This is a genomic window from Archangium lipolyticum (assembly GCF_024623785.1).
Lineage (GTDB): Bacteria > Myxococcota > Myxococcia > Myxococcales > Myxococcaceae > Archangium > Archangium lipolyticum.
In genome coordinates, this window is record NZ_JANKBZ010000005.1 from 242,937 (window position 1) to 259,282 (window position 16,346).

Consider the following 16,346-nt stretch of genomic DNA (forward strand, 5'->3'; position numbering starts at 1 on the left):
TTCTCCCTCCTCCCCGCGGGACGGGTTGCGCCTGGCGCTTCAAGTCGCGGGGATGCCGAGCGCCTTGACGCGGCGGTAGAGGTTGCCCCGGTCCACCTGCAGCAGGCGCGCGGCCCCGGCGATGCTGCCTCCCTCCGCCAGGGCGGCCAGGATGAGCGTGCGCTCGAAGTCGTCCACGTGCTCGCGGTAGCTCTTCTGCCCGAGCACGAGGCTGGAAGGCTTCGCGGCCATGAGGGAGGAAGGGCCGGTGAGGGACTCGGGGGAGAGGGTGAGCGGGCCGTCACCCCGCAGCAGGTTCTGGCGCTCGATGAAGTTGCGCAGCTCGCGCACGTTGCCGGGCCAGGGCCAGGCGCGCAGGGCCTCTTCCGCGCCGGGTGCCAGCACCAGCGGCACCTTTGGCCCGGCCAGCTCCGCCGCGAAGGCCCGGGCGAGCGGGAGGATGTCCTCGGGCCGCTCGCGCAGGGGGGGCAGGGTGAGGGGGAGCACGTTGAGGCGGAAGTACAGGTCCTGCCGGAAGCGGCCCTCCCGCACCGCGAGCGCGAGATCCCTGTGCGTGGCGGCCAGGATGCGCACGTTGACGGGGATGGGCAGGCCGCCACCCAGGCGCTCCACCTCCTTCGTCTCCAGCACGCGCAGCAGCTTGGCCTGGAGCTCCAGCGGCATGTCCCCCAGCTCGTCGAGGAACAGCGTGCCGCCATGGGCCTGCTCGATGCGGCCGAGCCGCCGCGTGGTGGCGCCCGAGAAGGCGCCGCGCTCGTGGCCGAACAGCTCGCTCTCCAGCAGGGTGGAGGGGATGGCGGCGCAGTTGACGGCGACCAGCCGCCCCTTGCGCCCCGAGGCGAGGTGGAGCGCCCGCGCCACGCGCTCCTTGCCCGTGCCCGTCTCGCCGGTGATGAGGATGGAGGCGTCGCTGGGGCCCACGCGGGCGATGAGCTTGCGCAGCGACTCCATGGCCGGGCTGTCCCCCACGAGGTGGCCGGGCCGCGCCAGCTCCTCCTGGAGCCGCTGCTGCTCCTCCCGGAGCTCGCTGAGGGCGAGCGCGTTGCGCAGCGCGGTGAGGAGCCGCTCGGGCGAGGGCGGCTTCTCCACGAAGTCGGTGGCGCCCAGCTTGAGGGCCTGCACGGCCTCGGCGGGCGAGGCCTCGCCGGAGAGCACCACCACGGGGACGGGCAGGGGCCTGGGCAGCCGGGCGAGCAACTCCAGCCCCGTCTCACCGGGCATGCGCAGGTCCAGCAGCATCAACGCGGGCGGCTGGCCGGGCGCGTCGAGGAGGCGCACGGCCTCGGCGGCGGAGCGGGCCTCCACGGGGGAGAAGCCCTCGTCGGAGAGCAGGCCGCGCAGCCCCTTGAGGACGCCAGGATCGTCGTCCACCAGGAGGATGCGGGGGCCGGGCGCCTGGGGGCGCGGGGGAGCGAGCGGGGTTTCCACGGGCCCAGCGTAGCGCACCGGCGCCGGGAGGGCCGCCGAGGGGAGTAGGAGCACGCCCACCTCCTGTTGATGGAAGGTACAAACGAGCTGGGTGCAGGGGGCACGGCGGGCCTTACCGTACGTTCCGCGTCCTGGGAGGTCATTCCGTGAAAAGGCAGGCGGGCATCCGTGGTGCTTTCGGTGTACTCGCTCACGCCTCCATCCCCATCCAGCAACGCGAGGGCGGAGGAGCGGGCAGGCCCCTGGTTGGTGCTTCCTCGCTCCCCGGCAGGGGCCCTCTTCCCGAGGCGTCTTCGTCCGAGGTGCCGTCCTGCCGGGGGTGGGGGCGCTCTGGAGGCCACGGCCCCGGGGGCGCTCCTCACGGCGGACTGCTCGGGCGGATGAGCCTGGCGTTGGTCGCGTGTACTGGGCGCTCCGACGTGTTCCGCTGCCTCGGCCGCGTCGCGCTGCCGGAGCTGGGGGACTGGTGTGACCTCGACCTGCTCCAGGAGGGCGTGCTCCAGCGGGCCGCCGCCTTCCGCTCGCCCCATGGCGAGGTGCATGGGCCCCCATGTGGTCCGCCCTCGCCGCTGGCCCGGGAGGTGGCCCGCACGGGCAGGCCGGAGTTGCTCCGTGGCCCCTCCGAGGAGGTGCTCCTGGCCCTGTCCCCGGAGGATGGGGCGCACCCCCTCCGTCAGGACGCCGGGCTCCTGGATTGCCTGGCGGTTCCCCTGCGGCTGGGGGACCAGCTCGTGGGGGTCCTCTCCTTCGCCACGAGGACGCAGGCGCTGCGCCTGGACGAGGACGCGCTGGCGCTCGCCGAGGAACTGGCCGGGTGCGTCGCGTTCGCGCTGGAGACGTACCGGCTGCGCGAGGAGCTGCGGCGCCAGGTGGCCGACTTCCAGACGCTGTTGGACGTCATCCCCGTGGGCATCGGCATCGCCCAGGACAGGGAGTGCCGGTGCATCCGGCAGAACACCTGGTTCTCGCGGCTGCACGGGCTTCCGCTGGACAGCAACATCTCACTCAGCGCACCGGACGGAGAGCGCCAGCCGATCCGCTACCTCGACGAGGGCCGCGCGCTCACGCCCGAGGAGCTGCCGATGCAGCGGGCGGCCACGACGGGCCAGGAGGTGCTCGACGTCGAGCTGGAGTTGGAGGTCCAGGGGCAGCGGCGCGGCACCGTCGTCATCTCCGCCGTGCCGCTCTTCGACGAGGCGCACCGCCCGCGTGGCTCCATCGGCACCATCCAGGACGTCACCGCGCGCAAGCGGGCCACGGAGGCGCAGCGCTTCCTGGCCGAGTCCAGCGCGGTGCTCTCCTCGTCGCTGGACCCGGAGCAGACCTCCCGGACACTGGCCCGGCTGTGCGTCCCCGCGCTCGCCAACGCGGCGGCGCTGTTCGGGTGGCGGCCCGATGGGAAGCTCGGACTCGTGTCCGTGACCCATGAGAGTCCCGCGGCCGAGTCCCTCATCGCCAGCGCGGACCTGCCCGCGCTCTCCGAGGAGACCCCCATCCACGAGGCCATGGTGTCGGGACGGCCCCGGCTCCTGGCGATGGTGGATCTCCCGGACGGCGGGCACGGAGAGCGGGCCGATGCGTGGCGGGAGCTGCGCTGGCGGCTCGGCCTCCACTCGCTGATGCTCATCCCGCTGGCCACCCCCCACGGCGTGGCGGGAGTGCTGGTGCTCGGCTCCTCGGAGCGGACGTTCACCGAGGACGACCTCACCTTCGCCAGGGAGTACGCCGCGCATGCGTCGTACGCCATCGACAACGCCCGGCTGTACCGGGAGGCTCGGGAGGCCGTCGCCCTGCGGGAGGAGTTCCTCGGCATCGCCGGCCACGAGCTGCGCACGCCCCTGACAGCCCTGCAACTCGGGTTGCAGAGTCTGGTCCGCCACGCGGCCACCTCGGGTGACTGCGTCGGGGTGGTGAAGTGGGTCGCCACGTGTCAGCGGCAGGGGGAACGGTTGAACAGACTGGTGGGAGATCTGCTGGACGTGAGCCGCATCACCTCCGGCCGACTGCCCCTGGTGCTCGAGGAGATGGACCTGGCGGTGCTCGTGGAGGAGGTGGCGGCGCGCATGCGGCCGGAGCTGGAGACGGCGGGCTGTGCCCTGTCGCTGACGCTGGAGTCCTCGCTGGCCGGGAGCTGGGATCGCTCGCGCCTGGATCAGGTGGTGACGAACCTCCTGGCCAACGCGGTGAAGTACGGGCAGGGCCGGCCCATCGAGGTGTCCGCGGTGGCCACGGCCGATGGCGTGAGCCTTCGCGTGCGGGACGAGGGCATCGGTATCTCCGGGGTGGATCAGGCGCGCATCTTCGAGCGCTTCGAGCGGGCCGTGCCGGATCGTCACTATGGAGGACTGGGGCTCGGGCTGTGGATCACGAAGCAGATCGTCTCCCTGCTCGGGGGGCACATCCGCGTGGAGAGCGAGCAGGGCCGGGGCTCGGCCTTCACGGTGGCGCTCCCCCGGCGGGTGGAGGGCTGAGGGGCACGGTTCTCGCGCCCTATCGCAGCCAGCGCTCACCCTCCACTTGCATGGAATGCTTCGAGTATTTCCGCTGCTGTCATCACCGGTGTCACCTTCACCTCGCCGTTCATGCTTTCGTCGCAGAAAATGACTGGCAGGTGAGAGGGAACGAGGGTGCGGCACCATTGGACGAACCCAGCTATCTCTCGAAGAGAGGCACCTTCGAGTGTGATGGAGCTACCTGCTCTATCCAGCAAACCCTCCAATGCTGAATCCGTCATGGGAATGCTGAACTCCAGCGCGTAGCTTCTCTGGGGATTGGAGATTGGCTTCACCGTGGCACCGGGCCATCGCGCGCTCAGGCTGGAAATGAAATCAGAGGCAGACGGCAATCCGCCATCTTCCGACATGATGAAGAACTTCATCCACCTTCTCCCTGCTTCAAGGACGAACGACGACCTCACCTGGAATGCCAAAATTCTTCAGGAGTTGCTCGAAGAGGGGAACGGCCCTGCTGTCGTTGACAATCACCTCGAGCTCCACGACAGGCGTGTTGGGGTCCTTGATGACCGCGGCGTAACGTGCGAACTCGTCCATGAGTGCGTTCAGGATCATGGTTCGGGCCTTCTCGGCACACTTCGAGCCAGCAATGAACGGGCTTCTCTCGGCATCGCCAATGTGCTTGACCTCGATCAGCCTCGCCTTGTCCAAGCGGGCACCGTCCGCCCAGACTTCCTCTCCACCGCCAGAGACCTGCATCTCCTCCGGCCCCGCATGTTTCCTCTGGTACTTGTAGGACTCCGAGTCCTCGCGGGCGGGCCGCCGTTTCACCTTTTCAATCCACTTCTTGAAGGCTTCGAGGTCCACCTTCTTGGGGGTCCCGCCTTCGGCCTGTGCCGGCCCTCCTGCTGGGCGTCCACCCGCAGTGGCCAACGCGGGCGCTACCCCAACCCCCGTGACGACGCCCGGTGAGGCTCCCACTGAGTTACCCAAACGCCCGCCCCTGGTTACCGGTACGGGCTCAGGCAGTGAGGAGGGGGGCTCGCGTGGCCCTGGGTGCTTCTGCACCTTGTTGGATACCTTCTTCATCAGGATGAACGTCACGACGCTCACCCCCACCGTGGCCATGGCTCGAGCGAGGTGAGCTGCCGCCGTGTCGAGTCCCGCCTCATCGCTCGCGTTGGTCGCGGAGTTGACGTAGTGCCACAGCGAGTCCTTCACGGCAGCCGTTTGCGCCGCGGCCATTACGACGCCTAGCGCCAGCAGCGCCACGTCCACGGCCTGTCCGAGCACGGGAATGCCCTGGCTGCCGATCCATGCCGTGGTCATCGTCCCCATCAGCGCCAGGCTCTCGGGAGACAACATCGCCTGCACTTCCCGCATTGCCTCGTCTGGCATACGCCCCAGGGCACGAATGAAGGCGCGGCAGAGTTTCTCAGACTTCTCCATCGTCTCGATTGGCTGGGGCCGCGCATGGCACAGCCCGTCCTCCACCGAGTTGGCGAACGCGGGCGCAGCGAACAGAAGACACAGGCAACAGAGGATGATTCTCATGGATGTAGTCACTGACCGGGTGCGGCGCCGCGACTTCACGGTGGAACTGTCCCGGCGGGTGGAGGGTTGAAGGGCAGGTCCACGCGCGCGAGCGTGCCTCCCCCGGGCGCGGGCTCCAGGCGCAGGGTGCCTCCGTGCTCGTGGACGATCTTCTGGGCGATGGGGAGCCCCAGGCCGCTGCCGCCGGGCTTGGTGCTGAAGAGTCCCCGGGTGAGGGCGGGGCCCTCGAGCACCTGCGGAATCCCGCCGCCGTGGTCGCGGATGGAGACACGCACGCAGGAGGGGAGCGCCTCGAGGGAGAGGTGCACGGGCGCGGCGCCGGAGGGTGAGGCCTCGGTGGCGTTCTTGAGGAGGTTGCCGAAGAGGCGGCGCAGGCCGTCCGGATCCGCGGAGAGGGTGGGCTCCGGGCCGGGTTGGAGCTCCACGGGGACGGGAGAGGTCTCCTGGTAGAGGGCACACAGCTCGGCGAGCAGGGGACGCAGGGCGACGGGCTGGAAGCGCGGCGCGGGGAGACGGGCGAAATCCGAGAAGCTCCGGGTCATCCGCATGAGCAGCTCCACCTCCTCCTGCAGGAGGGAGACGGACTCGGCGATGCGGGTGGCGTCCGGCGGCCCGTCCGCGCGGGAGAGCCGCGCCAGCGCGAGCTTCATGGCGGTGAGGGGATTGCGCAGCTCATGGGCCAGCGCACGGGCCACGTCCTGCCAGGCCGCTATCTGCTCGGCGGACTTGAGGCGCTCGCGCTGGGCGGCCAGCTCGCGGCCCATGCGGTTGAACTGGACGAGGAGGAACTGGAGCTCGTCCCGGGGCGAGTCGGGGGCGGGCAGTTGGACGGAGAGGTCTCCGCGTGCGTAGGCCCACATGCCCCGGGTGAGGGTGGAGACGGGGCGGGTGAGGGCTCGGCCGAGCAGCACGGCGGCGGCGGTGAGCACCGCGGCCGAGACGAGCAGCAGGGCCGCGATGAGCATGGGGGTGCGGCGGACGAGGGCGCGGCGGGCGAGCTCCGCCTGGGCGAGGTTGAGGCGGGCCTCGTCGAGCGCGGCCTGGGAGTGGCCCTCCCGGGCGAGCCCGGCGGAGAGCTCGTCGAGCACCTGCTCCACGGGCGCCAGGGACACGGAGAGCAGCTCCTGGAGCGCCTGCCGGGCGAGGAAGCCGAGCAGCACGAGCGGCACCAGCCCCGTGACGAGCATCACGGCGAGGAGCCGGCGGCGGAAGCGGGTGGGGGGCGGGGGCAGGTCGGGAGGCATCGGCGGGGCGATGTTGGGGCCGCGCGCCGTCTCCTTCCAGCTTTGGAACGGGATCCAATGGGCTGATACCCTCCGGGGAGATGTCCCGTCTTCTCGCTCCCTCCCAGGCATGGCTCTTCGGCCGAGGCGTGGACCTCGCCGTCTTCGCGGGCAGCGCGCTCGTCTCGGTGGCGCTCCTGCTCGCCGCGCCCGCGCTGGGCGCCGTGGGGGAGACGCCTCTCTGGGCCTGGGTGCTGCTCGTCGTCGGCGTCGACGTGGCCCACGTGTGGTCCACCCTGTTCCGCACCTACCTCGATGGGGACGAGCTGCGGCTCCGGCCCGGCCTCTACGTCGCGGCCCCGCTCGTGGCGTACCTGCTGGGTGTCCTCGCGTACTCCATCTCCCCGGGCGTCTTCTGGAGTCTCTTCGCGTACACCGCGCTCTTCCACTTCGTCCGCCAGCAGTACGGCTGGGTGGCCCTCTACGATCGCAAGGCTCGTGTCTCCAGCACCGAGCGCGCCCTCGACGCCGCCGCCATCTACGCCGCCACCCTCGGCCCCGTCGTCTGGTGGCACGCCCACCTGCCTCGCGACTTCTGGTGGTTCGTGGAGAACGACTTCCTCTCTGGCCTCCCGGAGTGGGTGGGCACCGCGGCCCTCGCCGTCCACGGGCTCGTGCTCGTGGCGTGGGCGGGTTTCCAGGTGTCGCGCGTCGTGCGCGGCGAGGGGCTCCAGGCCGGCAAGGTGCTGCTCGTGCTCGCCACCTGGGTGACGTGGTTCGGTGGCATCGTGCTCGCCCGGGACGACTTCGGCTTCACCGTGACGAACGTGTTGCTGCACGGCGTGCCCTACTTCGCGCTCCTCTTCCGCTACACGCGCGGGCGGCTCGCCGAGGGTGGCCAGGGGTGGCTCGGAACCGTGATGCGCGCGGGCCTGCCCGGCTTCCTCCTGGTGCTGTTCGCGCTCGCCCTGGGCGAGGAGCTCCTCTGGGACAGGCTCGTCTGGCACGAGCGCCCCCTCCTCTTCGGCGAGAGCGGCGGGTGGGTGCTGCCCGCGGACGTGCTGACGCTCGTGGTCCCCCTGCTCGCTCTGCCCCAGGCCACGCACTACCTGCTGGATGCGTTCATCTGGAAACCGAGCCGGGATTCGACGCTCCTCTCCCGGCTCGGGTGGACACGCCACGCCGGAGATGGTTCTCCACAAGGCATCACCCTCGATTCAAGGGTGGTCATACCCGGAGTGCGTGATTAAGCGTCTGGGACGTATGTCCAGACTCCTGCTCGTTTCCAATCGGCTCCCCGTCACCGTCAAGGCGGACAGGGATGGTGTCTCCGTGGTTCGCAGCGCCGGAGGGCTCGCCACGGGCCTGCGCGGCCCGCATGAGCGCTCGGGGGGCGTCTGGATTGGCTGGCCCGGGGATGTGTCGCGGCTCACCGCGGAGCAGCGCGCGGCCGTGGACGCCAGGCTCGCCGATCTGCGCTGCGTGCCCCTCCACCTGAGCGCCAGCGAGGTCAGCCGCTTCTACGAGGGCTACTCCAACCGCGTCCTCTGGCCGCTGTGCCACTACCTCATCGACCGGGTTCCCAATCAGGATCGTGACTGGGACGTCTACCGCCGGGTGAACGAGCGCTTCGCCGACCTGGTGGCACGTCACTACCAGCCGGGGGACACCATCTGGGTGCACGACTACCAGCTCATGCTGGTGCCGGCCTTCCTGAGGGCGCGGCTGCCCCAGGCGCGCATCGGCTTCTTCCACCACATTCCCTTCCCCTCGAGTGAGATCTTCCGCACCCTCCCGCATCGCGCCGAGCTGGTGCGCGGCCTGTTGGGCGCGGACCTCATCGGCTTCCACACGCTCACCTACGTGCGCCACTTCGCCAGCACCCTCATGCGGCTGCTGGGCCTGGAGACGGTGGTGGACCGGGTGTCCTACGAGGGGCGCGAGGTGCGGCTGGGCGCCTTCCCCATGGGCATCGACGCGCAGTCCTTCGAGAACCTCGCCAATGACCCGGGGGTGCTCGAGGACGTGCGCCAGCACCGGGAGAAGAGCGCGGGCCAGCGGCTGGTGCTGGGCGTGGACCGGCTGGACTACACCAAGGGGATTCCCCGGAGGCTGCTGGCGGTGCAGCGTCTGCTGGAGCGCGAGCCCGCGTGGCGCAACCGGCTGCGCTTCGTCCAGGTGGCGGTGCCCAGCCGCACGGCGGTGTCGGACTACGCCACCTACCGCGAGAAGGTGGACGAGCTGGTGGGGCGCATCAACGGCCTCTATGGCGGTGTCCACAACGTGCCCGTGCACTACCTCTACCGCTCCTTCAACGAGAAGCAGCTCGCGGCCCTCTACCGCGCCGCGGACGTGATGCTCGTCACCCCCATCCGTGACGGGATGAACCTGGTGGCCAAGGAGTTCTGCGCCGCGCGTCCGGACGAGGACGGCGTGCTGGTCCTCAGTGAGTTCGCCGGCGCCGCGGACGAGATGGCGGACGCCTTGCTGGTGAACCCCTTCGACGTGGACGGCATGGCGGACGCGCTGGAGGCCGCGCTGGAGATGCCGGAGGAGGAGCGGCGCTCGCGCATGCGGACTCTGCGGGCCCGGGTGAAGGAGTACGACGTGCACTGGTGGGTGCGCTCCTTCCTGGACACGCTCGAGGCCGTGCCCCTTCCTCCTCCACGCGCCCAGCCGGAGGGAGCGGAGGCGGCGCTCGCCCGGATGCGCGAGGCCCGCAACCTGCTGCTCCTCATCGACTACGACGGCACGCTCGTGCCCTTCGCTCCCAAGCCGGAGCTGGCCACGCCGGACGCGGAGCTGTTGGACCTGTTGCGGCGGCTCGCCACCCGCGCTGGCACCCGGGTGCACATCGTCAGTGGACGGCCCCGGGAGACGCTGGAGACGTGGTTCGGCGAGCTGCCGGTGGGCCTGCACTCGGAGCACGGCCTGTGGTCCCGCGCCGCGCCCGGCCAGCCCTGGACGGCCCTGGAGGGAGTGAACACCGATTGGAAGAGCCTGGTGCGTCCGGTGCTCGAGTCCTTCGTCGCGCGCGTGCCCGGCGCCTTCGTGGAGGAGAAGTCGGCGTCGCTCGCCTGGCACTACCGGCAGGTGGACCGGGTGTTCGGCGCCCGGCAGGCGCGGGAGCTGCGCCTGCACCTCGGCGAGGTGTTCGCCCATGGTCCGCTGGAGGTGCTGCCCGGCGACATGGTGGTGGAGGTCCGTGCGCGTGGGGTGAACAAGGGCCGCGTGGTGGGGCCGGTCACCGACGGCATGGCCCCCGGCTCGCTGGTGGTGGCCATCGGCGATGACCGCACGGACGAGGACCTCTTCGCCGCGCTGCCGGTGGGGGGGATCGCCATCCATGCCGGTGGCAAGGACACGCGTGCCGGCTACCGGGTGAAGGGATCGGCCGAGGTGCGTCAGTTGCTCTCCACGCTGCTGGTGGGCTGATGCTCCATGGCGCCCTCGGCGACTGGCAGGGAGATGCGGAAGGTGGTGCCCCGGCCCACCTCGCTCTCCACGGTGATGTCCCCGCCGAATGACGTGATGATGCCGTGGCACACCGACAGCCCCAACCCCGTGCCCACGCCGACCGGCTTGGTGGTGAAGAACGGCTCGAAGATGCGCCCCAGGTTCTCCGCGGGGATGCCGCACCCGGTGTCGCTCACCTCCAACAGGACGCGGCCGGGGGCGCTCTGCCTCGCCGTCACGCGGATCTCGTTCTGCTCCACCCGGCCCGGCTCGATGGCGTGCGCCGCGTTGATGAGCAGGTTGAGGAGCACCTGGCTCAGGCGCGCCCCGTTGCCGCGCACCGGCGGCACGCCCTCGCAGTCCTCGACGAGGCGCGCGCGGTGGCGGATCTCATGGGCGGCCATCTTCCCCGCACTGCGCACCACCGTGCCCAGGTCCACCGGACCGTGGACGGCGTTGTCCGGGCGGGAGAGCACCTTGAGATCCTGCGCGATGAGCCGCACCCGCTCGGCGCCCTCGCACGCCTCGCCGATGGCCGAGATCAGCTCCCGCCGCTCGTCGTCCGAGGGCAGGCGCTCCATCCGCTGGAGCTCGTCCTGGACGTAGCGCAGGTTGCCGAGGATGAAGGCCAGCGGGTTGTTGATTTCATGGCCCACGCCCGCCGCGAGCCGGCCCACGGTGGCGAGCCGGTCCGCGAAGAGGAGCTGCTCTTGCGTCTCCTGGAGACGCCGCAGGCTGTCCTGTAGCTCCGTGGTGCGCGCGCGCACCGTCTCCTCCAGCAGGGCGTTGTAGCGGCGGAACTCGCGCTCGGAGGCCTCGGCCTCGGCCCGCACCAGTTGTTGCTTCTCGCGCAGCAGGTCGCGCAGCTCGACGGCCATCCGGTTGAAGGCCCGCGCCAGCGTGGCGAGCTCGTCGCCGCCCTTCGCGGGCAGCTCGTGGTCGAAGTTCCCGTGCCCGATGCGCTCCGCGCCCGTGAGCAGCTCGCGCAGGGAGCGCTGCATCGGTTCGATGATGGCGAAGGCGAGCCCGAGCACCAGCACCAGCGCCAGCGCGGGGATGAGGCTCGACAACTGGCGGGTGATCAACGCGCGCTCGTCCCAGTCCCGCCGGAGCAACTCCATCTGGGCACGCTCCTTCTGGATGGCGGCCGTGAGGGGCTGTCCCAGCTCCCGCTCGAAGTCCTGGAGCAGGTCCCACCACGCCTCGGGCGAGATGGGTGTCCCCGCCTCCACCGCGCGCGCGAGCTCCTCCGCCCGCCTCACCCAGCGATGCTGGGCATCATGGAGCCAGACGAGCTGCTCGTGGTACTGCTCCTCCCGGGCCCGCTTGTCCTCCACCGGGGAGACTTGCAGCTCCAGGCGCTCGAGTGCCTCGAGCCGCGCGAAGTTCTCGTCCATGCGCGCGTCCTGCTCGCGCAGGATGCGCGTGATGTTCACCCCGTCGCGCTGCGCGTGTCTCAGGGCCTCCAGGAAGGGCTGGGTGCTCACGTGCATCCGGCCGTAGATGTCGATCTGATCCTGGTTGAGGCTCAGGTACTGGCGGGAGCGCACGCCCCGCCGGGTCCCATTGAAGCTCACCACTCCCATTGCGAAGACGAGGCCGATGGACACCATCGCGAACAGCCACACCTTCGAGCGCATCGTCATCACGGACCCCCGCTTGCCCAATAGCGAGGATATCTCGTGAATTCCTGGAAAAGAGCCGGGGGCCCCCCGGCTCAACGTTCAGCGGTGGGCGAAGCGGGGCCCCGGAGGGTGACCTTGCGGGCGAACCCCTGGTCAACCCGGTTGAGGAAGGAGCGGAAGGCCGCGTAGTCGTCCGCCTTCACGCGGGCGGCGGTGAGGGCCACCTCGCCCTCGCAGATGAGCTGGTTGCCCTCCTGCCTGTAGGTGAGGCGCACCCGGCCGAAGGGGGTCTCCTCCTGCTGGTTGGGCGGCAGCTCGGCCACGGAGTAGCCCTGGGGCAGCGTGTAGCGGAAGGCGAAGTGGTTCACCCAGGGGCCGCTCATCATCAGGTCGAAGCGGCGCTCGGCGAGTGAGGCATAGGACTGGGTGTAGGCGCGGCCGGTGCCGAAGGGGAGGAAGCGCAGGTGGCCGGGGGCGGCCTCGGCGAAGCGGGGGATGGCCATCTTGAAGTCCACCTGCACGTCGTCATCCAGGCGCGTGGTGTCGTTGAGCTTCACGTCCTGGACGGTGAGGCCGGGGAAGCTCTGGGCCCAGGCGCGCTCGAAGGTGGACTTGCGCGAGGCCACGGAGCGGTAGGCGCGGCGGTAGTCGGGCGCCATCTGCCCGCCCACGGTGGAGGCGCCAGACACCTCGGCGCTGCCGTCCGGCCTGAGGGCCAGGTTCATGGTGAGGCGGGTGGCGTTGTCCTCGGGGCGGGCCTCGGGGGTGGTGAGGAAGGTGGCCTTGCCGCCCGGCTCCACCACCAGCACGTTGGCCAGGCGGTCCGCGCTGGGCAGCTCGCGTGCGCCGTGGAACTCGGCGGTGCCGTCCAGGTACAGGTCATACCTGGGCACGTAGACGATGGCGTGGTTGAAGGCCGCGAGGCTGGCGGGCTCCCCGTCGATGGCGCCCAGGTTGCGCATGCGCAGCAGCACCAGGCGGCTGTCCACGCCGGCCACCTTCAGCATGGCGTGGATGAGGCTCGCCTTGTCCTTGCAGTCACCGAAGCGGCGCGACAGCACCCGGTCCACCCGGTAGGGCTTGAAGCCGTGGATGCCGAACTCGAGCGCCACGTAGCGCGTGTTCGTCACCACGAAGTTGTAGATGGCGCGCACCACCGCTTGCTGGTCCTTGCGGTCCACGCCCTGGAGGACGGTGTCCGTGGTGCGGCGCAGCTCGTCGTTGGGGGTGAGCTGGTCGCGCACGAGGCCCCACCAGTAGCGGCCCACCTCGTCCCAGGTGCGATAGGTGGAGATGTGGAGGCTGGCGGCGACCTCGGCCCAGCCGGGCATGCCGGGCTCCGGCACCACCTTGGCCACGTGCTTCGCGCCCCAGCGGTAGAGGACGCGGCCGGAGTCCACGTCCTCGCGGGCGTGCGTCACCCCGGGCAGCTTCTTCTCGTTCCAATAGAGGGGCCGCTCCTTGGGCATGTCCACGAGGAACTGGTAGCGCACCTTCGGGTAGGTGCTCTGGATGCTCTCCACATCACCCCAGTAGTCGGACAGGAGGTTCTCCTGGGCGGTGTCGTCCAGGCGGTACTGGAGCTCCAGCACGTCCCCGGGGGCGAGCGCGGGGAAGGAGAGCACCTTGGCGCGGGAGTCGTAATACATGCCCGTCCAGGGCTCGTTCATGTTGCGGTCGCTCTCGCCGTAGCTGTCCACCACGGAGCCATCCGGCTTGGTGATGCGGGCGCGGAGGATGCGCACCTCCTGGCGGTCTGGCGAGTAGGTGATGGGATAGGAGCGGAAGGCGTCCACGCCGCGGGCGTTGAGCACCTTCACGGCGAACTGCTGAAGCCGGCCGGACAGGCCGCTCTTCTGCACGCGCACGTAGGTGGTGTCCACGAGGAAGACGGCGTCCTCGTTGGTGTAGCCCTCGGCCTCCTTCAGGAGGTCCTTGAAGTCCGTGAGGTACTGGGTGCCGGCGCTGGCGGACTCACCCTTGAGGGTGCGCACGGCTTCCTTGAGGGCGGGGTTCTGCGGGCGCAGCGCCAGCGAGCGCTCGAAGGCGGCCAGGGCCTCCTCGTGGCGGCCGGCGGTGAGCAGGGCGCGGCCCTCGCGCTCGTACACCTCGGGCTCGTCCGGGGAGAGGGCGCGGGCCTCGGCGAACCAGGCGGTGGCCGCGTCGGGCTGGCCATTGGCGGCGCGCAGCTCGGCGAGCTTGAGGCGGGTGGAGTTGTCGAAGGGGTCCAACGCGAGCATCTGGGTGTACTCGCGCGCGGCGGCCTCCACCTGGCCCATGTCCGCCAGGAGCAGGGCGAGCATTGCGCGGCTGGAGCGGTCGTCATGGCGCAGCGCGAGCGCCACGCGCAGGCGGGCCACCGCGTCCTGCGGGCGGTCCAGCATGCGGGCGGAGCTGGCGGCGGAGCGCACCACGCGGGGGATGCGCGGCAGGCGCTGGAGGGCCTCCTCCACCATCATGTGCGCGCGGGCGGACTCGCCGAGCACCTCGTGGGCGCGAGCCAGCGTGAGGCGGGCGGCGGCGGAGTCGGGGGCGAGCTCCACCACGGGCTTGAGCAGCTCGATGGCGCGCTCGGGGTGGCCGCGCTCCAGCTCGTGCTCGGCGAGGGCCACGCGGGCCAGGACGGAGGTGGGGTCGGCGCGGAAGGCGGCCTCGAGGAAGCGGCGGCGCAGGTTGAGGTCGTCGCGGTGGGCGCTGGCGGCCAGCAGTTGCAGCCGCACGTCCTGGGGGGCGGCGGAGGCGGCGCGGTCGGCCTCGACGGTGGAGGTGTGCTCGCGCTCGTCGAAGGCGCGGAAGAAGTCGAGCACGGTGGCGTACTCACCGCGCAGCTGCGCGTCCTGGGGTGCTTTGGCCACCGCGTCCTTCATGGCGGAGGTGACGGTGGGCAGCACCTGGGGCGCGGCGGAGGGGCCCTTGGTGAGGGCGGGGAGGGGGGAGGGCAGGGTGGCGCGGATGCGGGCGGGAGGGTCGCGGCGCAGGAAGAAGCCGAGCGGGCCCGTGTCCTGGCACACCTTGAGGAGGACGCGGTTGTGGCCCTTGCGCAGGCGCACGGAGACGCGCGACTGGTCGGGCCGGGGCGCGTTGTAGCTGTCGCTGGCGGCCACCTTCTCGCCATTCACCCAGAGGCGGAAGGCGCCGGAGGTGCCCACGCCGAGCGCCACGCGCGTCTCGGCCGGGGCCTCCAGCCAGGTGAGGGCGTAGGCCACGGCCTCGCGGTTGGGGCGCAGCGCGGTGCCCAGGTCGACGTAGCCGTCGGTGGGGGTGACGGAGAGCCGGCGCCAGGACACCTCGCGGCCCTTGGCGCCCGCGTAGCTGGCGGTGAGGTCCAACGCGGCCGCCTCGGGGCCGAAGTCCGTGTCACAGCCGGACTTGCCCTCGTTGTCGAAGCCGCCGACGACGTAGTACTCGCCGATGAAGCCCAGGGCGTCCCGCAACTCGGTGGCGCGCTGCAGCCGGCCGCGGGCGCGCTCCAGGTCCATCAGCAGCAGGTGCGCGGTGGCGCGGGCGCCCGCGTCGCTGTCGCGCCGGGAGATGACCTCGCCATAGGTCTTCACCAGGGGGGTGAGGTCCTCGAGGTCCTCCTTGTAGGCGTGCAGCCGGATGAGCTGGGCCGCCCCGCGGGGTGAGGAGGCGAGCTTCAGGGCCTCCTCGGCCTGTTCCCGGGCGGCGGTGGCGCTGGTCTCGGTGGTGGCGGCCCGGGTCAGCAGCGGGCAGGCGAGCACGAGCAGGGCGACGAGCCAGGGGGTGCGCGAGAGCGCGGCGAGCCGTGGGGTACGGGACATCCGTTTTCCTCGTCCGTCGGAATAAGGGGCCGGCAGGGAGAGCCGGCGCGGGTGAACAGCCGGGCTTCGGTGAGCCTTCCCCTGCATGCGCCGTTGAGGGCGGGCAGGCAACTGAAATGTCGGGTTCAAGCGAGCGAGAAGGCACGGGCGAGTGTCAGGACCTCGACACGGGTGGCACCCGCCGCTTGAAGGGCGGTGGCGGCGGCGCGGGCGGTGGCCCCGGTGGTGAGGACGTCGTCCACCAGGAGGACGGCCTGGCCGGCGACCGAGGGGGAGGCGGAGAAGGCACCGGCCACGTTGCGGGCCCGGTCGGACTCGGAGAGGCCCACCTGGCGCTGCGTCTCCCGGGCCCGGGAGAGGAGCCCCACGGGGGCCCGGCGGCCGGTGGCGCGGGCCAGCTCACCCGCCAGGAGCTGGGCCTGATCGTACTTGCGCTCGCGGAAGCGCCGGTCATGGAGGGGGAGGGCGACGAGCAGGCCGGGCGCCTGGGAGAGGAACTGGCGGGACTCGGAGGCGAGCAGCTCCGCGAGGGCGGGGGCGAGCTCCGGGTGGTCCTCGTACTTGAAGCGGTGGATGGCGCGGGCGACGGGGCCCTCGTGGGCGAAGGGGGCGCAGGTGCGGGCGAAGGGGGGCGGCAGGTCGCGGCAGCGGGGGCAGGTGTCGCGGGGGAAGGAGCCGGGCTCGGCGCAGGTCTGGCAGCGCGCGGGCGGGAGGCGCTCCACGGCCAGGTCACATGCCTCACAGAAGGCGGCGCGCACGGGCATCACCTTCGCGCAGGCGATGCACGCGGGTGGATAGAGCAGCTCGAGGAGCGCTTGAAGCACG

Annotated in this window: 10 protein-coding genes; 3 read left to right on the forward strand and 7 right to left on the reverse strand. The window is 71.1% G+C overall.

Annotated features, from left to right (window positions below; all coding sequences use genetic code 11):
• Positions 1 to 39: 39 nt before the first annotated feature.
• Complete coding sequence (locus NR810_RS13885) at positions 40 to 1,482, reverse strand: sigma-54-dependent transcriptional regulator (protein WP_257452672.1); 1,443 nt, start codon at positions 1,480 to 1,482, stop codon at positions 40 to 42.
• A 338-nt stretch (positions 1,483 to 1,820) separates the two neighbouring features.
• On the opposite strand from NR810_RS13885, the gene NR810_RS13890 reads away from it, so the two are divergent.
• Positions 1,821 to 3,899, forward strand: coding sequence for a sensor histidine kinase (locus tag NR810_RS13890; protein ID WP_257452683.1), 2,079 nt, complete (start codon positions 1,821 to 1,823; stop codon positions 3,897 to 3,899).
• Positions 3,900 to 3,934: 35 nt separating this feature from the next.
• Here NR810_RS13890 and NR810_RS13895 read toward each other — a convergent pair whose 3' ends face one another.
• The 3 genes from NR810_RS13895 to NR810_RS13905 are packed head-to-tail and all read right to left on the reverse strand — an operon-like array spanning position 3,935 to position 6,679.
• Positions 3,935 to 4,306 carry a hypothetical protein gene (locus NR810_RS13895; protein ID WP_257452685.1) on the reverse strand — a complete coding sequence of 124 codons (372 nt, stop codon included), beginning with the start codon at positions 4,304 to 4,306 and terminating at the stop codon, positions 3,935 to 3,937.
• Between the two features lie 16 nt (positions 4,307 to 4,322).
• Positions 4,323 to 5,435 (reverse strand): restriction endonuclease fold toxin-2 domain-containing protein, encoded by a 1,113-nt coding sequence (locus NR810_RS13900; RefSeq protein ID WP_257452687.1) that lies wholly within the window; start codon positions 5,433 to 5,435, stop codon positions 4,323 to 4,325.
• A 35-nt stretch (positions 5,436 to 5,470) separates the two neighbouring features.
• On the reverse strand, positions 5,471 to 6,679 hold the full coding sequence (locus tag NR810_RS13905; protein WP_257452689.1) for a sensor histidine kinase: 1,209 nt from the start codon (positions 6,677 to 6,679) through the stop codon (positions 5,471 to 5,473).
• 80 nt (positions 6,680 to 6,759) lie between these two features.
• Between NR810_RS13905 and NR810_RS13910 the strand changes: the two genes are divergently transcribed.
• Together NR810_RS13910 and NR810_RS13915 are read left to right on the forward strand one after the other, a co-directional pair.
• Complete coding sequence (locus NR810_RS13910; RefSeq protein ID WP_257452691.1) at positions 6,760 to 7,908, forward strand: hypothetical protein; 1,149 nt, start codon at positions 6,760 to 6,762, stop codon at positions 7,906 to 7,908.
• Between the two features lie 13 nt (positions 7,909 to 7,921).
• Positions 7,922 to 10,093: a bifunctional alpha,alpha-trehalose-phosphate synthase (UDP-forming)/trehalose-phosphatase gene (locus tag NR810_RS13915; protein ID WP_257452693.1), complete on the forward strand. Its 2,172-nt coding sequence runs from the start codon at positions 7,922 to 7,924 to the stop codon at positions 10,091 to 10,093.
• Here NR810_RS13915 and NR810_RS13920 read toward each other — a convergent pair.
• From NR810_RS13920 to NR810_RS13930, 3 genes are all read right to left on the reverse strand, one after another.
• Positions 10,063 to 11,760, reverse strand: coding sequence for a sensor histidine kinase (locus NR810_RS13920; protein ID WP_257452695.1), 1,698 nt, complete (start codon positions 11,758 to 11,760; stop codon positions 10,063 to 10,065). The genes NR810_RS13915 and NR810_RS13920 overlap by 31 nt on opposite strands.
• A 71-nt stretch (positions 11,761 to 11,831) precedes the next feature.
• Entirely contained in the window at positions 11,832 to 15,521 is a 3,690-nt protein-coding gene (locus tag NR810_RS13925; RefSeq protein ID WP_257452697.1) for a DUF3857 domain-containing protein, read from the reverse strand.
• Positions 15,522 to 15,646: 125 nt separating this feature from the next.
• Positions 15,647 to 16,345, reverse strand: coding sequence for a ComF family protein (locus NR810_RS13930; RefSeq protein ID WP_257452699.1), 699 nt, complete (start codon positions 16,343 to 16,345; stop codon positions 15,647 to 15,649).
• Between the last annotated feature and the right edge of the window lies 1 nt (position 16,346).